We start from the raw sequence: 14,407 nt of genomic DNA, 5'->3' as shown, positions 1-14,407 counted from the left end.
TGTATCGATTGGGCGCGTGCCCGGAACGAGCCCGCAAGGCCTACGCCGCCGTGCGGAAGAACAGCTCCGTCACCCTCGCCAGCCGGTAGGGGTCCTCGACGCCGCAGAGCTCACGCCGCAGAGCTCACGGGCGGAGTGCATCGAGAGCAGGGGCACGCCGACGTCGACCGTCCTGATCCCGAGCCGGGTGGCCGTCAGCGGGCCGATCGTGGAGCCGCAGGGCATCACGTTGTTGGAGACGAACTCCTGGTACGGGATGCCGGCGTCCGTGCAGAGCCGCGCCCAGACGGCGGCGCCGGGGCCGTCCGTGGCGTAGCGCTGGTTGGCGTTGATCTTCAGCAGCGGGCCGCCGTTGAGGGCCGGCCGGTTCGCCGGATCGTGCCGCTCGGGGTAGTTGGGGTGCACGGCGTGCCCGGCGTCGGCGGAGACGCAGAACGACCTTGCAAGAGCCTGCCGCCGCTGGCTCACCGAGGCCCCCAGCCCGTCGGAGATGCGCACCAGCACGTCCTCGAGGACTGGCCCGGACGCACCGGAGCGGGAGGCGGAGCCGATTTCCTCGTGGTCGAAGGCGGCCAGGACGGCGATCGGTGTGCCTTCCGGCAGCGGACCCTTGGCGTGCGCGATCAGTGCCTCGAGGCCGGCGTGCGTCGCGGAGAGGTTGTCCAGCCGGCCCGAGGCGAAGAACTCGCCCTTGGCGCCGAAGACGGCGGGCGCCTGCGTGTCCGCAATGACGACGTCGTAGCCGCCGATCTGCGCCGGATCGACGTTCTTGCCCTTGACGCGCCCGGCGAGCAGCGCCAGGAGGTCACCGTCCGCGGGCTCGCCGAGGCCGTAAACGGGGTTCATGTGCTGCTGCTTGTCCAGGGCCAGGCCCTCGTTCACGGAGCGGTCCAGGTGGATGGCCAGCTGGGGGAAGCGCAGCAGCGGTCCGGTCGCAGTGAGGTGCTGGGTGCCGTCGAGCATCACGAGGCGTCCGGCAAGCTGCAGTTCGCGGTCCAGCCAGGAGTTGAGCAGGGGTCCGCCGTAGACCTCGACGCCGGCCTGCAGCCAGCCGAACTTGCCGGTGGTGGGTTTGGGCTTGAGTTTGAACGACGGCGAATCGGTGTGGGCGCCCAGGATGTTGAAGCCGGCGGTGGGGCCGGCCGTCTCAGGCACCACCCAGGCGATGAGGGCGCCGTCCCGGATCATGTAGAACTTTCCGCCTGCGCCGGAGGCACCGTCCCAGGGCTGCAGTTCGTCCAGGCCGGTGAAGCCCGCCTCGTCCAGCCGGCGGGCGGCCTCGTGGACGGCATGGAAGCTGGAGGGCGAGGCGATGACGTAGGCGCCGAGGTCCTGGATGTGGGCTGCGGCACTGGGGTGTGAAGGCATGGCACCGAGTCTAGCGCCGCGGCCCCGGCCCCGCCCGGCCCCGGCTACACGGTCCACTGCACCGTTAGCTATACCGTGACATTGAGTCCGGCCGTGTAGCCCGCGGACACCGAGCCGGCCATCGTGGCCAGCTGGTAGATGCCGCCGTCATTGCCGAAGACGTTGTCCGATTTCAGTGTGGTGCGCGGGAAGTTCTGCGCGCTGGACTCGTAGCCGGCGGAGGCATAGACGTCCCTGCAGGCCGCCTCGGTCAGCGCGATCTGCGAGACGGCGAGGACCTGCCCCGCCGCCGTCGCGTTGCTCATGGACTCGAACACTTCAAAGTGGATGTGCGGCCAGCGGCCGCTGTAGGCGCCCGGGTAGACGGTCTTGAAAGTCACCTTGCCGTTGGCGTCGGCTCCTGGACGCCGCGGAGGTAGTTCTCGTTCCTGAGGCCGGAATCGTACATGGAGTACTTGCCGTCCTTGTCGCAGTGCCAGGCGTAGACCGCGGCACCGGCCAGCGGCGTGCAGCCATTGGAGTTGTCCAGGAGGGTCAGCGTGACGGTCAGGGGCACGCCGTCGGCCGTGCTGTTGGAGGTGCCGAAGCTGGAGGTGATGTCCTGGCGGACGACGCCGGATGCCGCCAGCACGTTGGGGCCGTTGGAACCGTCACCTGGGAACGGTCCTGCTGTTTCCTTAGGGACTTCGACGCCGCATTCGGCGATTGCCCGGGTCAGGGTGGGCGTGGAGGAGGCCGACGGCGTCGTAGTGGCTGTGCCGGCGGCGGCCGGAGTCGGCGCCGGGGACGCCGACGTCGTGCTTCCGGATCCGGCAGACCCGCCCGGGGTGCAGGCCGCGAGGGCGGCGGCCGCCGTGCCGGCCCCGAAGAAGATGCCCAGCGAGCGGCGGCTCATCAGGGTGGAGAGGTCGAACTCCAGGCCGCGGTCGTGATTGGGGTGCGGCTCGTGCGGCGGCTGGGTTGGCGTGGTCATGCACCCATGTAACCCCAGCGGACTATGCCTGGACTAAGGCCTTCCTGTGAGGGAGCTGTGCCCGGGACATGCCCTCCCCTGGCCGCGGGGACTGGACATATTGGCATTATGTCCATCCCTGGAACGCAGGACTGGGCATGTCCCTGGTCCGCCCACCGGACATGCCCTCCCCTGGCCGCGGGGACTGGACATATTGGCATTATGTCCATCCCTGGTATCGAGGGCTGGGCATGTCCGGGGGTGCAGTGCAGAGGGGCCGGGCGCCTACGACCCCGTGCCGGCGCCGACGCTGGCTTCCTCGGCGGCCACTTCTTCCCCGGGGTGGACGGCGGACTTCCCGCCGCCCGTCCGGTACCGCCAGAGGCCAATCCCAACGACGACGGCCGCGAGGGCGAGCGAGAGCAGCAGCGACTCCCGGGTCGATTCCAGGATCACCATGCCGATCAGCAGGGCGACGATGCTGACGATGGCCACCCAGGTCAGGTACGGAAAGAGCCACATTTTCAGCTGGAGGTCCTTGGCAGCCGCGCCCATCCGGCGGCGCAGGATCAGCTGTGAGCTGGCAATGACGAGCCACACGAACAGTGCGATGGCGCCGGAGGTGTTGACCAGGAAAAGGAACACAGTGTCCGGGGCTATGTAGTTCAGACCGACGGTGATGAAGCCGACCACCGTGGAGGCCAGGACCGCAGCGGCCGGGACACCGCGGTTCGAGATGCGCATCCAGGACTTGGGGGCGTCGCCGCGGCGGGAGAGCGAGAAGAGCATGCGGCTGGCCGTGTACAGGCCGGAGTTCAGGCAGGACAGCACGGAGGTCAGCACCACGATGTCCATGATGGTGCCGGCGCCGGGGATGCCGAAGAGCTCAATCACGGCGACATAGGGGCTCTTGGCCACGGAGGCGGAGTTCCAGGGCAGCAGGGTGACCACGATGGCGATGGAGCCGATGTAGAACACCAGGATGCGCCAGACGGTGGACTTCACGGCCTTCTTCACGGCATCGACCGGGTTCTCGGATTCACCGGCGGCAATGGTGGCGATTTCGGCGCCGAAGAAGGAGAACACCACCACGAGGATGCCCGCCAGGACAGCTCCCGGACCGTTGGGCAGGAACCCGCCGTTGTCGATCAGGTTGCTCAGTCCCGGGGCGGGGACACCGGGGACCAGGCCGAGGATCGCCGCGGCGCCGAAGAGCAGGAACAGCGCGATCGCGGCAACCTTGATGGAGGCGAACCAGAATTCGAACTCGCCATAGGACTTCACGGACCCCAGGTTGGTGAGCGTGAGCAGCACCATCAGGATGAGGGCCCAGACCCACTGGTCGATGCCCGGCACCCAGCGGTGCATGATGGCCGCCCCTGCCGTGGCCTCGATGCCGAGCACGATGATCCAGAACCAGGCATAGAGCCAGCCGATGCTGAAGCCCGCCCAGCGGCCCAGGGCCTTGTCCGCGTACGTCGAGAAGGAGCCGGTTTCCGGGTTGGCCGCGGCCATTTCGCCGAGCATGCGCATGACCAGGATGACGACGAGACCCGCCGCCGTGTAGGCAAGGAGGATGCCGGGACCGGCCTGCTGGATGGCGGCGCCGGAACCCACAAAGAGTCCGGCGCCGATCACGCCGGCGATGGCGATCATGGACAGATGCCTGGGTTTAAGGGATTTCGAGAGTTGCTGGTCAGCCTGCATTAAGCGACGTCCTTCGTGGGGGTGTCGGCCCGTCCGTCATGCCTGGCATGATGTGCGGCGGACCACAGTGTCGTTTCACCCTAGACCGGGCCGTCCCCCGCCTGTTCTGTGCAATCCCACAGTTTACGCTGGGCAAACCGGGCGGGACTCCAACATGGAGGCGCATCAGGCAATTAAAGTTTCCTCACAGGCAAATCCGGAATGTGCCTGAAACCACTGTTTCAGGCTCCTGGCGTCAGTAGTCCGGGTTGCTCGGAACCACGAGGCCGGTTTCATAGGCGTAGACCACGGCCTGCACCCTGTCGCGGAGGTGGAGTTTGGTCAGGATCCGGCGCACATGGGTCTTGACAGTGGCTTCGGAGAGGAAGTACCGGTGCGCGATCTCCGCGTTGGAGAGCCCCTCGGCCATCGCCCCGAGCATTTCCGTCTCACGCGGCGTGAGGTCATCCAGCAGCGGGTCCTTCGCCGGGCGCGCACCGGCTCCCGCCGCGGCCTGGCTGTCCGGGCCGCCGGAAACCCTGGCGGCTCCGCCCGCCCCGGATCCGAATCCCCGGACGTAGGTCTCGAGGAGCCGCTGGGTGATCCGCGGTGCCACCACGGCGTCGCCGCTCGCCACCACCCGGACGGCGCTGATCAGTTCGGCAGGGGCCACGTCCTTGAGCAGGAACGCAGAAGCCCCGGCCTGCAGCCCCGCGAAGGCGTACTCGTCCAGGTCGAAGGTGGTCAGGATGATGATTTTCGCGCAGGACCCGGACGCCGTGACGGCCCGCGTCGCCTCGATCCCGTCCAGCACCGGCATCCGCACGTCCATCAGCACGACGTCGGGGCTGAGTTCCCGGACCTGGCGCACCGCCTCGGCGCCGTCGGATGCCTCTCCCACGATGCGCAGGCATCCTCGCCCTCCAGGATCAGGCGGAAGCCCATCCGGAGGAGCGGCTGGTCATCGACCAGCAGGATGCGGATCGGTGGAGTTTCGCTCATCATTTTCCTTTGTGTCAATTCCCGTTGCCGCCGTTGCAGTTCAGGACGGCATGCACGCGCCAGCCGCCGTCGAGGGTGCGCCCGGCCTCCACGCTGCCTGCGTAGATGCGGGTCCGCTCCCGCATTCCGGCCAGACCCTGGCCGGTGCCCACGAACGCGCCGGACTCCACGGTCCCCTTCCCGTCGTCGAGCACGTCAATGCTGACGGTGCCGCCGTCGCGCACAATCTCCACATCCACGCGTCCCAGCGAGCGGCCGTAGCGCAGCACATTGGTCAGGGATTCCTGCACGATCCGGTACACGGTCAGCTGGAACGCCGCGTCCTCCGGCAGCGACGGGCCGGTGTGGGTGTAGTGCAGCGGCAGGCCCGCGGTGCGGAATCCTTCCAGCAGCTTGGCCAGGTTGTCGCCAGCCACGAGCGGCTCGCGCGGAGCCTTTCCCGCGGCCGAGTCGTCGCGCAACACCCCGAGGACGCGGCGCATGTCCGCCAGTGCGGTGCGCCCCGTGCGGGACAGTTCGCCGAGGACGTCGGCGGCCCGGTCCGGGTCCTTCCGGACCACGACGGCGGCCCCGTCCGAGAGACTGATCATGACCGTGAGCGAATGCGCCACCACGTCGTGCTTTTCACGGGCGATGCGGTTGCGCTCGTTGACGGAACCGAGCTGTGCGGTCCGCGCGGCCCAGGCGGCGATCTCGTGCTCGTGCTCACGCCGCTGCCGGACCGAGATGCCGATTCCGGTCGCAATGACGTTGGACAGCGTGATGCTGATCCCGGCCGCGATGCTCGTGACGAGCTGGAAGTTCTTCGGCGAGCTGACGGCCGTGTCCGGGAGGCGGCCGTCCAGCGGGCCCACCGCCATGAAGAAGTACAGGAGTGCCAGCGGGGCCGTGGCCGCGGCCAGAGTGATGAAGGCGAAGCGCCGGCTGCGGACGACGGCCACCGAGTACAGCGAGAACCACAGCCCGGCGGAGACGTTGGAGCCCCAGGGGTGCAGCAGGGTGACAGCCACCTCCAGCACCGCCACCGCCACCACGACCGGCACCGGGTGGGTCCGCCGGAAGACCAGGGCCGCGGCCGTCGCCGCGAGCAGCACGGCGGCCGGCCAGACGCCGTCGGTCACGGATTCCACCGCGGTGGGCGTGACGAGGACCAGGTAGCAAAGCACCACGACGGCGTCCATGATGCGGGGGTGCTGGAACAGGTAACGCCGGAGCCGGCCGCGCCGGCGGGCGGTAATTTCGGCGAAGGACGCGTCAGCCTGGCCGGCTGGCGCATCCTTCACGGGTACTGCATCGGTCATGCCCTGAGCCTAGACGGTGGGTCTGATGGCCCGCCTAGACGTCCCGTTTCTTGAGCAGGACCCCGGCGAGCACCACCGGGATGACCACCCAGGCGCCCAACACCATGGCGGCCTGCCAGGCTTCGAGGGTGTCCGGGACGTGCTGCACGGCCGTCAGCGGCTCCACGGTGTTGCCGGGGAGGTACTTCCGGGCCTCCACGAAGAAGTCACCCGGAATCAGCTGGAACGCGATCGGGGCCACGAAGAACAGTCCCACCAGACTCATGATGCCGCCGGCGGAGTTGCGGATCAGGGCGCCGAGGGACATGCCGATCGCGGCCACGGCTGCGACATAGAGGCTGTTGACCAGCAGGAGCTTGACCGACTGGGAGCTGCCGAGGTCCAGCTTGAGGTCGTAGTTGCCCAGGATCGGCAGGGACACCAGGCCGGCGAGGAACACCGAGACGGCGGTCAGGACGAAGGCGGTCACCATGACCACGAGCAGCTTGGCGACAAATGCGGGCGTCCGCCGGGGCACGGCCGCGAACGTGGAGCGGGCCATGCCGGTGGTGAACTCCGAGCTCATCAGCAGCACGCCGAGCGAGCCAAGGATCAGCTGGGCGAAGGCGATGCCGGAGGTGGGGACTCCGACGGCGAGATCCCCGCCCTGGGCGGCGAACGCGCCGGCCGCCTGCGGGTCCGTCGCCGCGGCTTGGGCGAACTGTCCGGTACCCCACGCGGAGAGGGCACCGAAGCCCACCACCACGAGGACGGTGGAGCCGAGCAGGATCAGGGTGGACAGCAGGGTGCGGAACTTGATGAATTCGGAGTTCAGCACCCGGAGGAAGGACGGGCCGGGACCGGTGCTCGTGCCGTTGCCGGACAGCTTGCCGGCAGGGGCGTCGCCAGCGCCGGTTCCGGCGTGGGCGCCACGGGGGGCGGGAGTGGGTTCGAGGGTGGTTGAGCTCATGGCTTAGTTGCCTCCGGACGTGACGGGGGCGGGTGCGCCCGTGGTGATCAGCGAGTGGTATTCGACCTCATCCTTGGTCAGTTCCATGTAGGCCTCCTCGAGGCTGGCCTGAAGCGGGGTGAGTTCGTAGATCATGACGTGGCTGTCGAGCGCGGCGCGGGCGATCTGCCGCGGATCAAGGCCCTTGACCTCCAGCAGTTCGTTTTCTTTCAGCTCCACGGACACGCCGGCGCCGGCCAGCAGGTGCATCAGCTGCTCCGGCTGGTCGGTGCGGACCCGGGTGCGGCTCTGGCCCTTGCCGGTGATGATCTCCTGGATCGGGGCGTCGGCGATGATCCGGCCGCGGCCGATCACGATCAGATGGTCGGCGGTGACGGCCATTTCACTCATCAGGTGGCTGGAGAGGAACACGGTGCGGCCCTCCGAGGCCAGGTACTTGACCAGGTTGCGGACCCACACCACCCCCTCCGGGTCCAGGCCGTTGACCGGCTCGTCCAGGATGATGGTCTGCGGGTCGCCGAGCAGCGCCGCGGCGATGCCGAGCCGCTGGCCCATGCCGAGCGAGAAGCCGCCGACCTTCTTTTTGGCGACGTCGGCCAGTCCGGTCATCTCGATGACTTCGTGCACGCGCTTCCTGGCGATGCTGTGCGTGGCCGCCATCGCGAGGAGGTGGTTGTAGGCCGAGCGGCTGGTGTGCACGGCTTTGGCGTCGAGCAGCGCGCCGACGGCGCGCCGCGGCGCGCCGCGGCGCGGCGTGACGGGCGAACGGGGCGCCGTTGACGGTGACGGTGCCCGACGTCGGCCGGTCCAGTCCCATGATCATGCGCATGGTGGTGGATTTACCGGCCCCGTTGGGGCCAAGGAAGCCGGTGACCCGGCCGGCTTCGACAGTGAAATTGACACCGGCGACGGCGGTCTTTTCGCCGTAAACCTTGGTCAGGCCTCGTGCTTCGATCATGGAAGCGTTCCTTTGGTAGCGGGTGTTGTCAGGACCGGGCGTTCATTCCAGGTCCGGGTGCACACACCACGCTACCGACGAGGACACGGGATTTCGCCGGTCTCAGGGATGATTCAGGGTCGAATCAGGGTAGTCCGGGAGGATGACGGCGGCTCAGGGGGCATGCCGCTCAGGGCGCGGGCGAGTAGTACGTCAGCACGGCCGGCTGCACCGAGAATTCGACGGCACGAACGGCCGGCATGACTTCGCCGTCGACCGCCATTACCAAGTTCGTGTCCGCTGCTTCGACCCGGATCCGGCTGCTTTCGCTCAGATGCGTGATCCGGGACGAGGCCACGGTTCCCGTCAGCACCGCCCACAGCAGGCGCAGCCGCGCGAACGACTCGTCGGCGGTGATCATCCGCAGGTCGAAGACGCCGTCGTCCAGCACTGGCCGCACGATCGGGGCGTGGTCGCGGGGGTAGTACCGGCCGCGGCCGATGTAGAGGATCCAGAGCTTGTGCCGCACCCCGTCCACGATCAGCGTGGTCGGGGTCCCCGCGGCGAAGGTCCGGAACATGGCGACGACACCGGCGAGCGGCTTCCCCAGCGCCGGCTGCAGATGTTCCCGGCGGCGGACCAGGTTGGGGTAGAGCCCGATGCTGGCCGTGTTCAGCATGCTGAGCTGCAGCCGCTCTGGGCTGTCCGAAAGCCCGCGCTCCACGGCCACCTGGCCGACGTCGGCCGCTGCGGCCTCGCCCCGGGTGGCTGCTTTGACGGCGTCCTCCAGTGCCGGCGTACCGGCGTCCCGGGCAAAGTGATTAAGAGTTCCGCCAGGCAGTACCAGCAGCGGAAGGGAACGTTCGACGGCGACCGCGGCCGCCGTGCCGATCGTTCCGTCGCCGCCCCAGATGCCCAGCGCCACGATCCCGGGGCGGCTGGCCACCGCTGTGATTTCTGCGGCGACGTCCTCGTTCTGGCCGATTTCCTTTATGTACGCCTCCGGGAATACATTCTGGAGGGCGGCGGCGGTCTCCGTGGAATAGGAGCCCCCGAGCGTGTTCACGGCGATCCCGAGGCCACGCCCCTGGGGCAGTTCCGCGGCTTTCACCGGTGTGCGACGGGTCTCCGGGAAGGGTGGCCGGACCGGCCACCACTTCCTCGCGGCCAGGGCTGCTCCAGCGCCGATGGCCGAGCCGAAGAGGACATCCGATGGCCAGTGCGCTCCCGTGTGGACCCGGGAGTAAGCCACTCCGGCCCCGACGGGGGCCAGTGCGGCGCCGAGCGCCGGGCGGACCAGTCCCACACCGAGTGCGAAGGCCACGGCCGAGGCGGAGTGGCCCGAGGGCATGGAGGAACTGGTGGGCTGGGGGTGGACAAACCGGAACGCCGGAAGATGCTCGGGAAGCGGCCGGGCCCGCGGCAGCAGTGTCTTGAAACCCAGGTTGGTGATGCCGGACGCAACGCCCTGCGCCAGCAGGCCGTGGAGGGCGGCGCGCCGGGTCGTGCCGGGAAACAGCGCCATCACGGCGGCGATGCCGAACCACAGCTTTCCCTTGTTCGCCGCGGCGGACAACTGCCGGAAGAACTCGTCATGGCCACCTCCCGGGAGGGCTGACACAGCCCGCACCAGTTTACGGTCGAACCTCGCCAGCCGCCCCGGCGCTTTCCTCAGCATGCTTCGCATCTGACCACCCTACTGCTCACCTGGCGCGCAGGGGCTTCGCGGCGCCGGCGAGCAGAAGCGCACCCAGAATCGGGATCCCGATCGCCAGCAGGGCCATCCTGATGCCGGTCACGTCGCCCAGGTAGCCCAGCAACGGAGGTCCGGCGAGGAAGGCGATGTAGCCCAGGGTGGACACCACCGAGACCCGGGCGGCGGCGTGCTTGGGATCATCCGCAGCCGCGGACATTCCGACCGGGAACGCGAGGGCCGCCCCGGTGCCCCACAGCGCGGCGCCGGCCGTGGCGAGCCAGATATCGCCGGCAAACACGAAGAGTCCCAGCCCCAGGGCCGCCGCGGCCATGCTGGCCCGGAGCACGGCCACCCGGCCGTATGCATCGATGGCCCGGCCGCCGAAGAAGCGCATGGCGGTCATGGCCAGGACAAACGCGGCAAACAGCAGGGCGCCGGTGGACTCGGTGGCGCCGAGCCCGTCCACCGCGGCCTTGGCGATCCAGTCGTTGCCCGCGCCTTCGGTGAGCGTGGCGCCGAGGACCACGACGCCGATCAGCAGGGTGCGGCCATCCCGCCAGGCACTCGCGGCCCGGGGCTTGGCTTCCCCGGCCAGCGGTTCGGCCGCCGGAACATGCTCGAGGAAGTACTTCGGCGCCAGCAGGGTTGCCGCCGCCACGACGGCAACGATCACCAGCAGGTGAGCCGGAAGCCCGACGCCGATGTTGGACAGCCCCGCGCCGATCAGGGCGCCGACGAAGGCGCCGCCACTGAAGGCGGCGTGGAACTGCGGCATGATCGTGCGGCCCAGCTTGTGCTCGACGTCGGCCCCTTCAATGTTCTGCGATACATCCCACAGCCCGATGCCGATGCCGAAGAAAAACAGCGAGATCGCGGTCCCCGGGACGGCTTCGGCTGCCAGCGACAGCGCGATGCCGACTCCGGCGGCCGCGGCCAGGAGCCCTGCGGCGCGGACGGTGTTCGCCGTCCCGATCCTGCCGACCACGTGGCCGGCGGTGGGCAGGGCGATCAGCGAACCGACCGCCACGCACAGCAGCAGTGTCCCCATCTGCCCGGAGGTGATGTGCAGGATCTCCGTGACCGCGGGAATGCGGGCGGCCCAGCTGGCGAACACGAGTCCGTTGATGCCGAAAATCAGGAATGTGGCGGCGGCCGCGGCCTTGAGCTGCGGGCGGGTTGCGGTTTGGGTCATACGATCACTGCTTCCACCGAGTGTTGGGCAAGTCGGGCGAGTTCTTCGGGGCTGAACGCCTTGTCCGTGACAATGGCGTCCACGGCATCGAGCGGCGCGACGAGGGCCACGGCACTGGCGTTCCATTTGGAGCCGGCACAGGCGACGATCACCCGGGCCGCGGATTCAAGTCCGGCGCGCTTCACGGCGGCGTCGTCGAGATCGTGGGCCAGCAGCCCGTCCTGGAAGTTCACCGCGCAGGGGGTGACCACGGCCGTGTCGAAGCGCAGCGAGCGGATATTGGCTTCCGCCATGGGTCCGCGGAAGGACTGCTCTCCGGGCACCAGGCTTCCGCCCGGCAGCAACAGCTCGGGGCGGCGTCCGGCCGGGGAATCCGCGGTCAGCGCGCTGACCGCGCGCAAGGACATCGGCATGATCGTCATCTCGCGCTGCTGCAGCTGGCGGGCGATTTCCGTGGCCGTGGTGCCGCTGTCCAGCCAGACGTGGCCGCGGTCCTTGAGCAGTGCCGCAACCCCCGCGGCAATCCGCACCTTGACGGTGTGATCTTCCAGCTCGCGTTGTCCGTATTCCGGGTTCTCGCCGCCGAACAGCAGGCTCCTGGCTCCGCCGTGGACCCTCCGCAGCACGCCGTGCAGGGCCAGGACGTCGAGGTCGCGCCGGATGGTGGCGCCGGAGGCGCCGCAGGCGGCCATCAGTTCGTCCACCGTCACTTGCTCCCGGCTGCGCAGCAGTTCGCCGATCAGGCGGTGCCGCTCATCAGTACTCATGCTCAAATGCTAACGCTTTGTGATCATTTAATCATCTTGTGCGCAGGTCAAGGCAGGCCGGCTGCCGGTGCGGGCATTTCGACGGCGAATGGGTCAGCAGCTACGCCCGGACGGCACCGAGACGAAGCGCAGGACCTTCAGGTGACCTAGTAGTACTTAGTTAGGTCGGCGTGGCGGCTTTTAATCCCTGACCGATCCTGTTAATTTTCGAGGCATGAAACCGGATGAGCTTGCCGAGACCAAAGCGGAACTGGAAGCGTTCGTTCAGGATGTGTTCGCGTCGCTTCCGCGTAAGGATCAGCGGAACAAGGGGAACCTGTATCTGCACGGTCTGATGCTGGACGGGCGGCGGAAATCGATGCAGCCGATGGGCGGCCGGCTCGGGGTCGATTACCAGCAGCTGCAGCAGTTCGTCTCGTCCTCGCCGTGGAAGCTCGAGCCGGTCCGCCGGGTCCTGGTGCGCAAGGCCGTCGAGGTGATCGGCCCCGACGCGTGGGTGGTTGACGATACCGGTTTCAAGAAGGACGGCGGCTCCTCGCCGTGCGTTGCCCGGCAGTATTCGGGCACCCTGGGCAAGATCGGCAACTGCCAGATCGCCGTCAGCATCCACGCGGCCACCGACCAGGCGTCCTGCCCGCTGGACTGGCGGCTCTATGTGCCGGAAGCCTGGGATGACACGTCCGCAGACACGAACGCCCACGCCGAAATGATCGCCGCCCGCCGGGCCAAGGCGCAGATCCCCGAGATGCAACGCCATCGTACGAAGTGGGCGATGGCGCTGGAAATGATCGACGAACTCGGCGCCTGGGGGTACCGGCCCCCGATCATGGTCGGGGACGCCGGCTATGGCGAGATCACCGCGTTCCGGTCCGGGCTCAGCGAACGAACGATCCCCTACATGGTCGCCGTCAAGCACTCGACGACCGCGCACCTCCAAGACGCAGCCATCGGCGTGGCCGAGTACGCCGGCAAAGGCCCCCGCTCAAACCAGCGCCGATACCTGGACGCCCCAAAGTCACTCAAAGACCTCGTCATGGACGCCGGCCGCCGGAAGCTACATCAGGTCACCTGGCGGCACGGCACCAAGTCCACCACCAGCAACAAACCCGCGTCGATGACCTCCAGGTTCATCGCACTGCGGGTCCGGGCAGCCAACCGCGATATCCCCCGCGCCGAGGACGGTTCCCTCCCCGCCGAGTGGCTGCTCGCCGAATGGCCCAAAGGCGCACCCGCGCCCACCGACTACTGGCTCTCCACCTTGCCGGAGACGACACCGCTGAAGGAACTCGTCCGGATCGCCAAAATCCGGTGGCGCATCGAGCACGACTACCGCGAACTGAAGACCGGTCTCGGCCTCGACCACTTCGAAGGCCGCACCTGGCTGGGCTGGCACCACCACGCCACCCTCGTCACCGCCGCCCACCTCTTCATCACCACGCTGCGCCTGACACGCCCAAAAGCGCCTGGGGCAGCCTGAGTCTCTACGGCATCCTCCGCGAGCTCCAACACCTCGTCGCCGTCCGGACCGGCTACTGCCCCTACTGCCAACCGCGAGCTCCAACCTAACTAAGTACTACTAGATGAGTGATTCCAATTGCCTGGGACGGTGTGGAGGCTTTTAAAGTCAGGCGGAGAGTGTTAAACCCGGTATGTGAACCCCGAACTAAACACTCTCCTGACCACACTCTATGTCCTTCTCACCGACCGTGTCCTGCCTGATCTTGGCGTGTCACGGGACCGGCGGCCCGGGCGCAAGCCCAGTCTGTCGGATGCGGAGCTGCTCTGCCTCGCGGTGGCGCAGCAACTGCTCGGATATTCCTCCGAAACCAGGTGGATCCGGTACGCCCGGACGCATCTGACCGGCATGTTCCCTGGCATCCCGCCACAGCCCGGCTACAACAAACGACTCCGGGCCGCCGGGACACTGATCTCGGCGACGATTACGGCCCTGGCCAAAGACACCCCGTCCTGGCATGACGTGCTCCGGCTGGTCGATTCCACACCGCTGCCCTGCGGGATGTCGCGGGAAACCGTCAAACGCAGCGACCTCGCAGGACATGCCGGCTATGGCTACTGCGCTTCCCATTCCCGCTACTTCTGGGGCTTCCGCCTGTACCTGATCAGCACGCCTGAAGGAATGCCGGTCATTTGGGGCCTGGCGAACCCGAAAATCGGGGAACGCGAAGTCACCCAGGCCCTGCTGGAAAAGGACCATCATCTCGTCCGCGCCGGCCAGGTCATCCTCGGCGACAAGGGCTTCGCCGGCAAAGACTTCGAACGGTTCATCACCGAAGACCTCGGCGCCCACCTCATCAGACCCGATCGCAAGGACGAGAAGCCACGCTTCGGCAAACTCGGCGGCATCCGGCAATGGATCGAGTCCGTCTTCGACACCCTCAAAGGCCAGCTCACCCTCGAAGATCACGGCGGGCGCACCCTTGAAGGCGTCAAAGCCCGGGTCGCTGCACGGCTCCTGGCCCTCGCTGCCGGGATCTGGCATAACTGGCGGATCGACGCGCCCCGCAAGCGCTCCCTGATCGCCTACGACCACTGAATC

General features: G+C 68.0%; 9 protein-coding genes and 3 pseudogenes. 2 read left to right on the top strand and 10 right to left on the bottom strand.

Annotated features, from left to right (window positions below; translation table 11 throughout):
• Nucleotides 1-40: 40 nt before the first annotated feature.
• From ACVWZ8_RS08360 to ACVWZ8_RS08315, 10 genes and pseudogenes are all read right to left on the bottom strand, one after another.
• Nucleotides 41-1,368 (bottom strand): annotated as a pseudogene (locus tag ACVWZ8_RS08360) (M18 family aminopeptidase).
• A gap of 68 nt (nt 1,369-1,436) precedes the next feature.
• Nucleotides 1,437-2,341, bottom strand: a pseudogene (locus ACVWZ8_RS08355) (intradiol ring-cleavage dioxygenase).
• 264 nt (nt 2,342-2,605) lie between these two features.
• Nucleotides 2,606-4,027 (bottom strand): amino acid permease, encoded by a 1,422-nt coding sequence (locus tag ACVWZ8_RS08350; RefSeq protein WP_426975282.1) that lies wholly within the window; start codon nt 4,025-4,027, stop codon nt 2,606-2,608.
• 235 nt (nt 4,028-4,262) lie between these two features.
• On the bottom strand, nt 4,263-4,907 hold the full coding sequence (locus tag ACVWZ8_RS08345; RefSeq protein ID WP_456504353.1) for a response regulator: 645 nt from the start codon (nt 4,905-4,907) through the stop codon (nt 4,263-4,265).
• 115 nt (nt 4,908-5,022) lie between these two features.
• Nucleotides 5,023-6,309 (bottom strand): sensor histidine kinase, encoded by a 1,287-nt coding sequence (locus tag ACVWZ8_RS08340; RefSeq protein ID WP_456504352.1) that lies wholly within the window; start codon nt 6,307-6,309, stop codon nt 5,023-5,025.
• A gap of 34 nt (nt 6,310-6,343) precedes the next feature.
• A complete protein-coding gene (locus ACVWZ8_RS08335) occupies nt 6,344-7,258 on the bottom strand; it encodes an ABC transporter permease (RefSeq protein ID WP_426975285.1) in 915 nt (304 codons plus the stop codon).
• 3 nt (nt 7,259-7,261) lie between these two features.
• A pseudogene (locus ACVWZ8_RS08330) lies at nt 7,262-8,216 on the bottom strand (ABC transporter ATP-binding protein).
• A gap of 169 nt (nt 8,217-8,385) precedes the next feature.
• On the bottom strand, nt 8,386-9,882 hold the full coding sequence (locus tag ACVWZ8_RS08325) for a bifunctional phosphatase PAP2/diacylglycerol kinase family protein (protein ID WP_456504351.1): 1,497 nt from the start codon (nt 9,880-9,882) through the stop codon (nt 8,386-8,388).
• Nucleotides 9,883-9,898: 16 nt separating this feature from the next.
• Nucleotides 9,899-11,083, bottom strand: a complete 1,185-nt coding sequence (locus tag ACVWZ8_RS08320) for an MFS transporter (RefSeq protein WP_426975288.1) — start codon at nt 11,081-11,083, stop codon at nt 9,899-9,901.
• Nucleotides 11,080-11,850, bottom strand: a complete 771-nt coding sequence (locus ACVWZ8_RS08315) for a DeoR/GlpR family DNA-binding transcription regulator (RefSeq protein ID WP_426975290.1) — start codon at nt 11,848-11,850, stop codon at nt 11,080-11,082. The genes ACVWZ8_RS08320 and ACVWZ8_RS08315 overlap by 4 nt, the downstream gene beginning before the upstream one ends.
• Nucleotides 11,851-12,064: 214 nt before the next feature.
• On the opposite strand from ACVWZ8_RS08315, the gene ACVWZ8_RS08310 reads away from it, so the two are divergent.
• Together ACVWZ8_RS08310 and ACVWZ8_RS08305 are read left to right on the top strand one after the other, a co-directional pair.
• The gene (locus tag ACVWZ8_RS08310) at nt 12,065-13,327 is read left to right on the top strand and encodes an IS701 family transposase (protein ID WP_456504078.1); all 1,263 of its coding nucleotides are present in this window, start codon (nt 12,065-12,067) and stop codon (nt 13,325-13,327) included.
• Nucleotides 13,328-13,501: 174 nt separating this feature from the next.
• Nucleotides 13,502-14,404: an IS982 family transposase gene (locus ACVWZ8_RS08305; RefSeq protein ID WP_456504350.1), complete on the top strand. Its 903-nt coding sequence runs from the start codon at nt 13,502-13,504 to the stop codon at nt 14,402-14,404.
• Nucleotides 14,405-14,407: the final 3 nt, after the last annotated feature.

It is taken from the genome of Arthrobacter sp. UYCu723 (genome assembly GCF_054059215.1).
The sequence above is the reverse complement of the archived record's forward strand: the minus strand, read 5'-3'. Positions and strand labels throughout refer to the sequence as shown.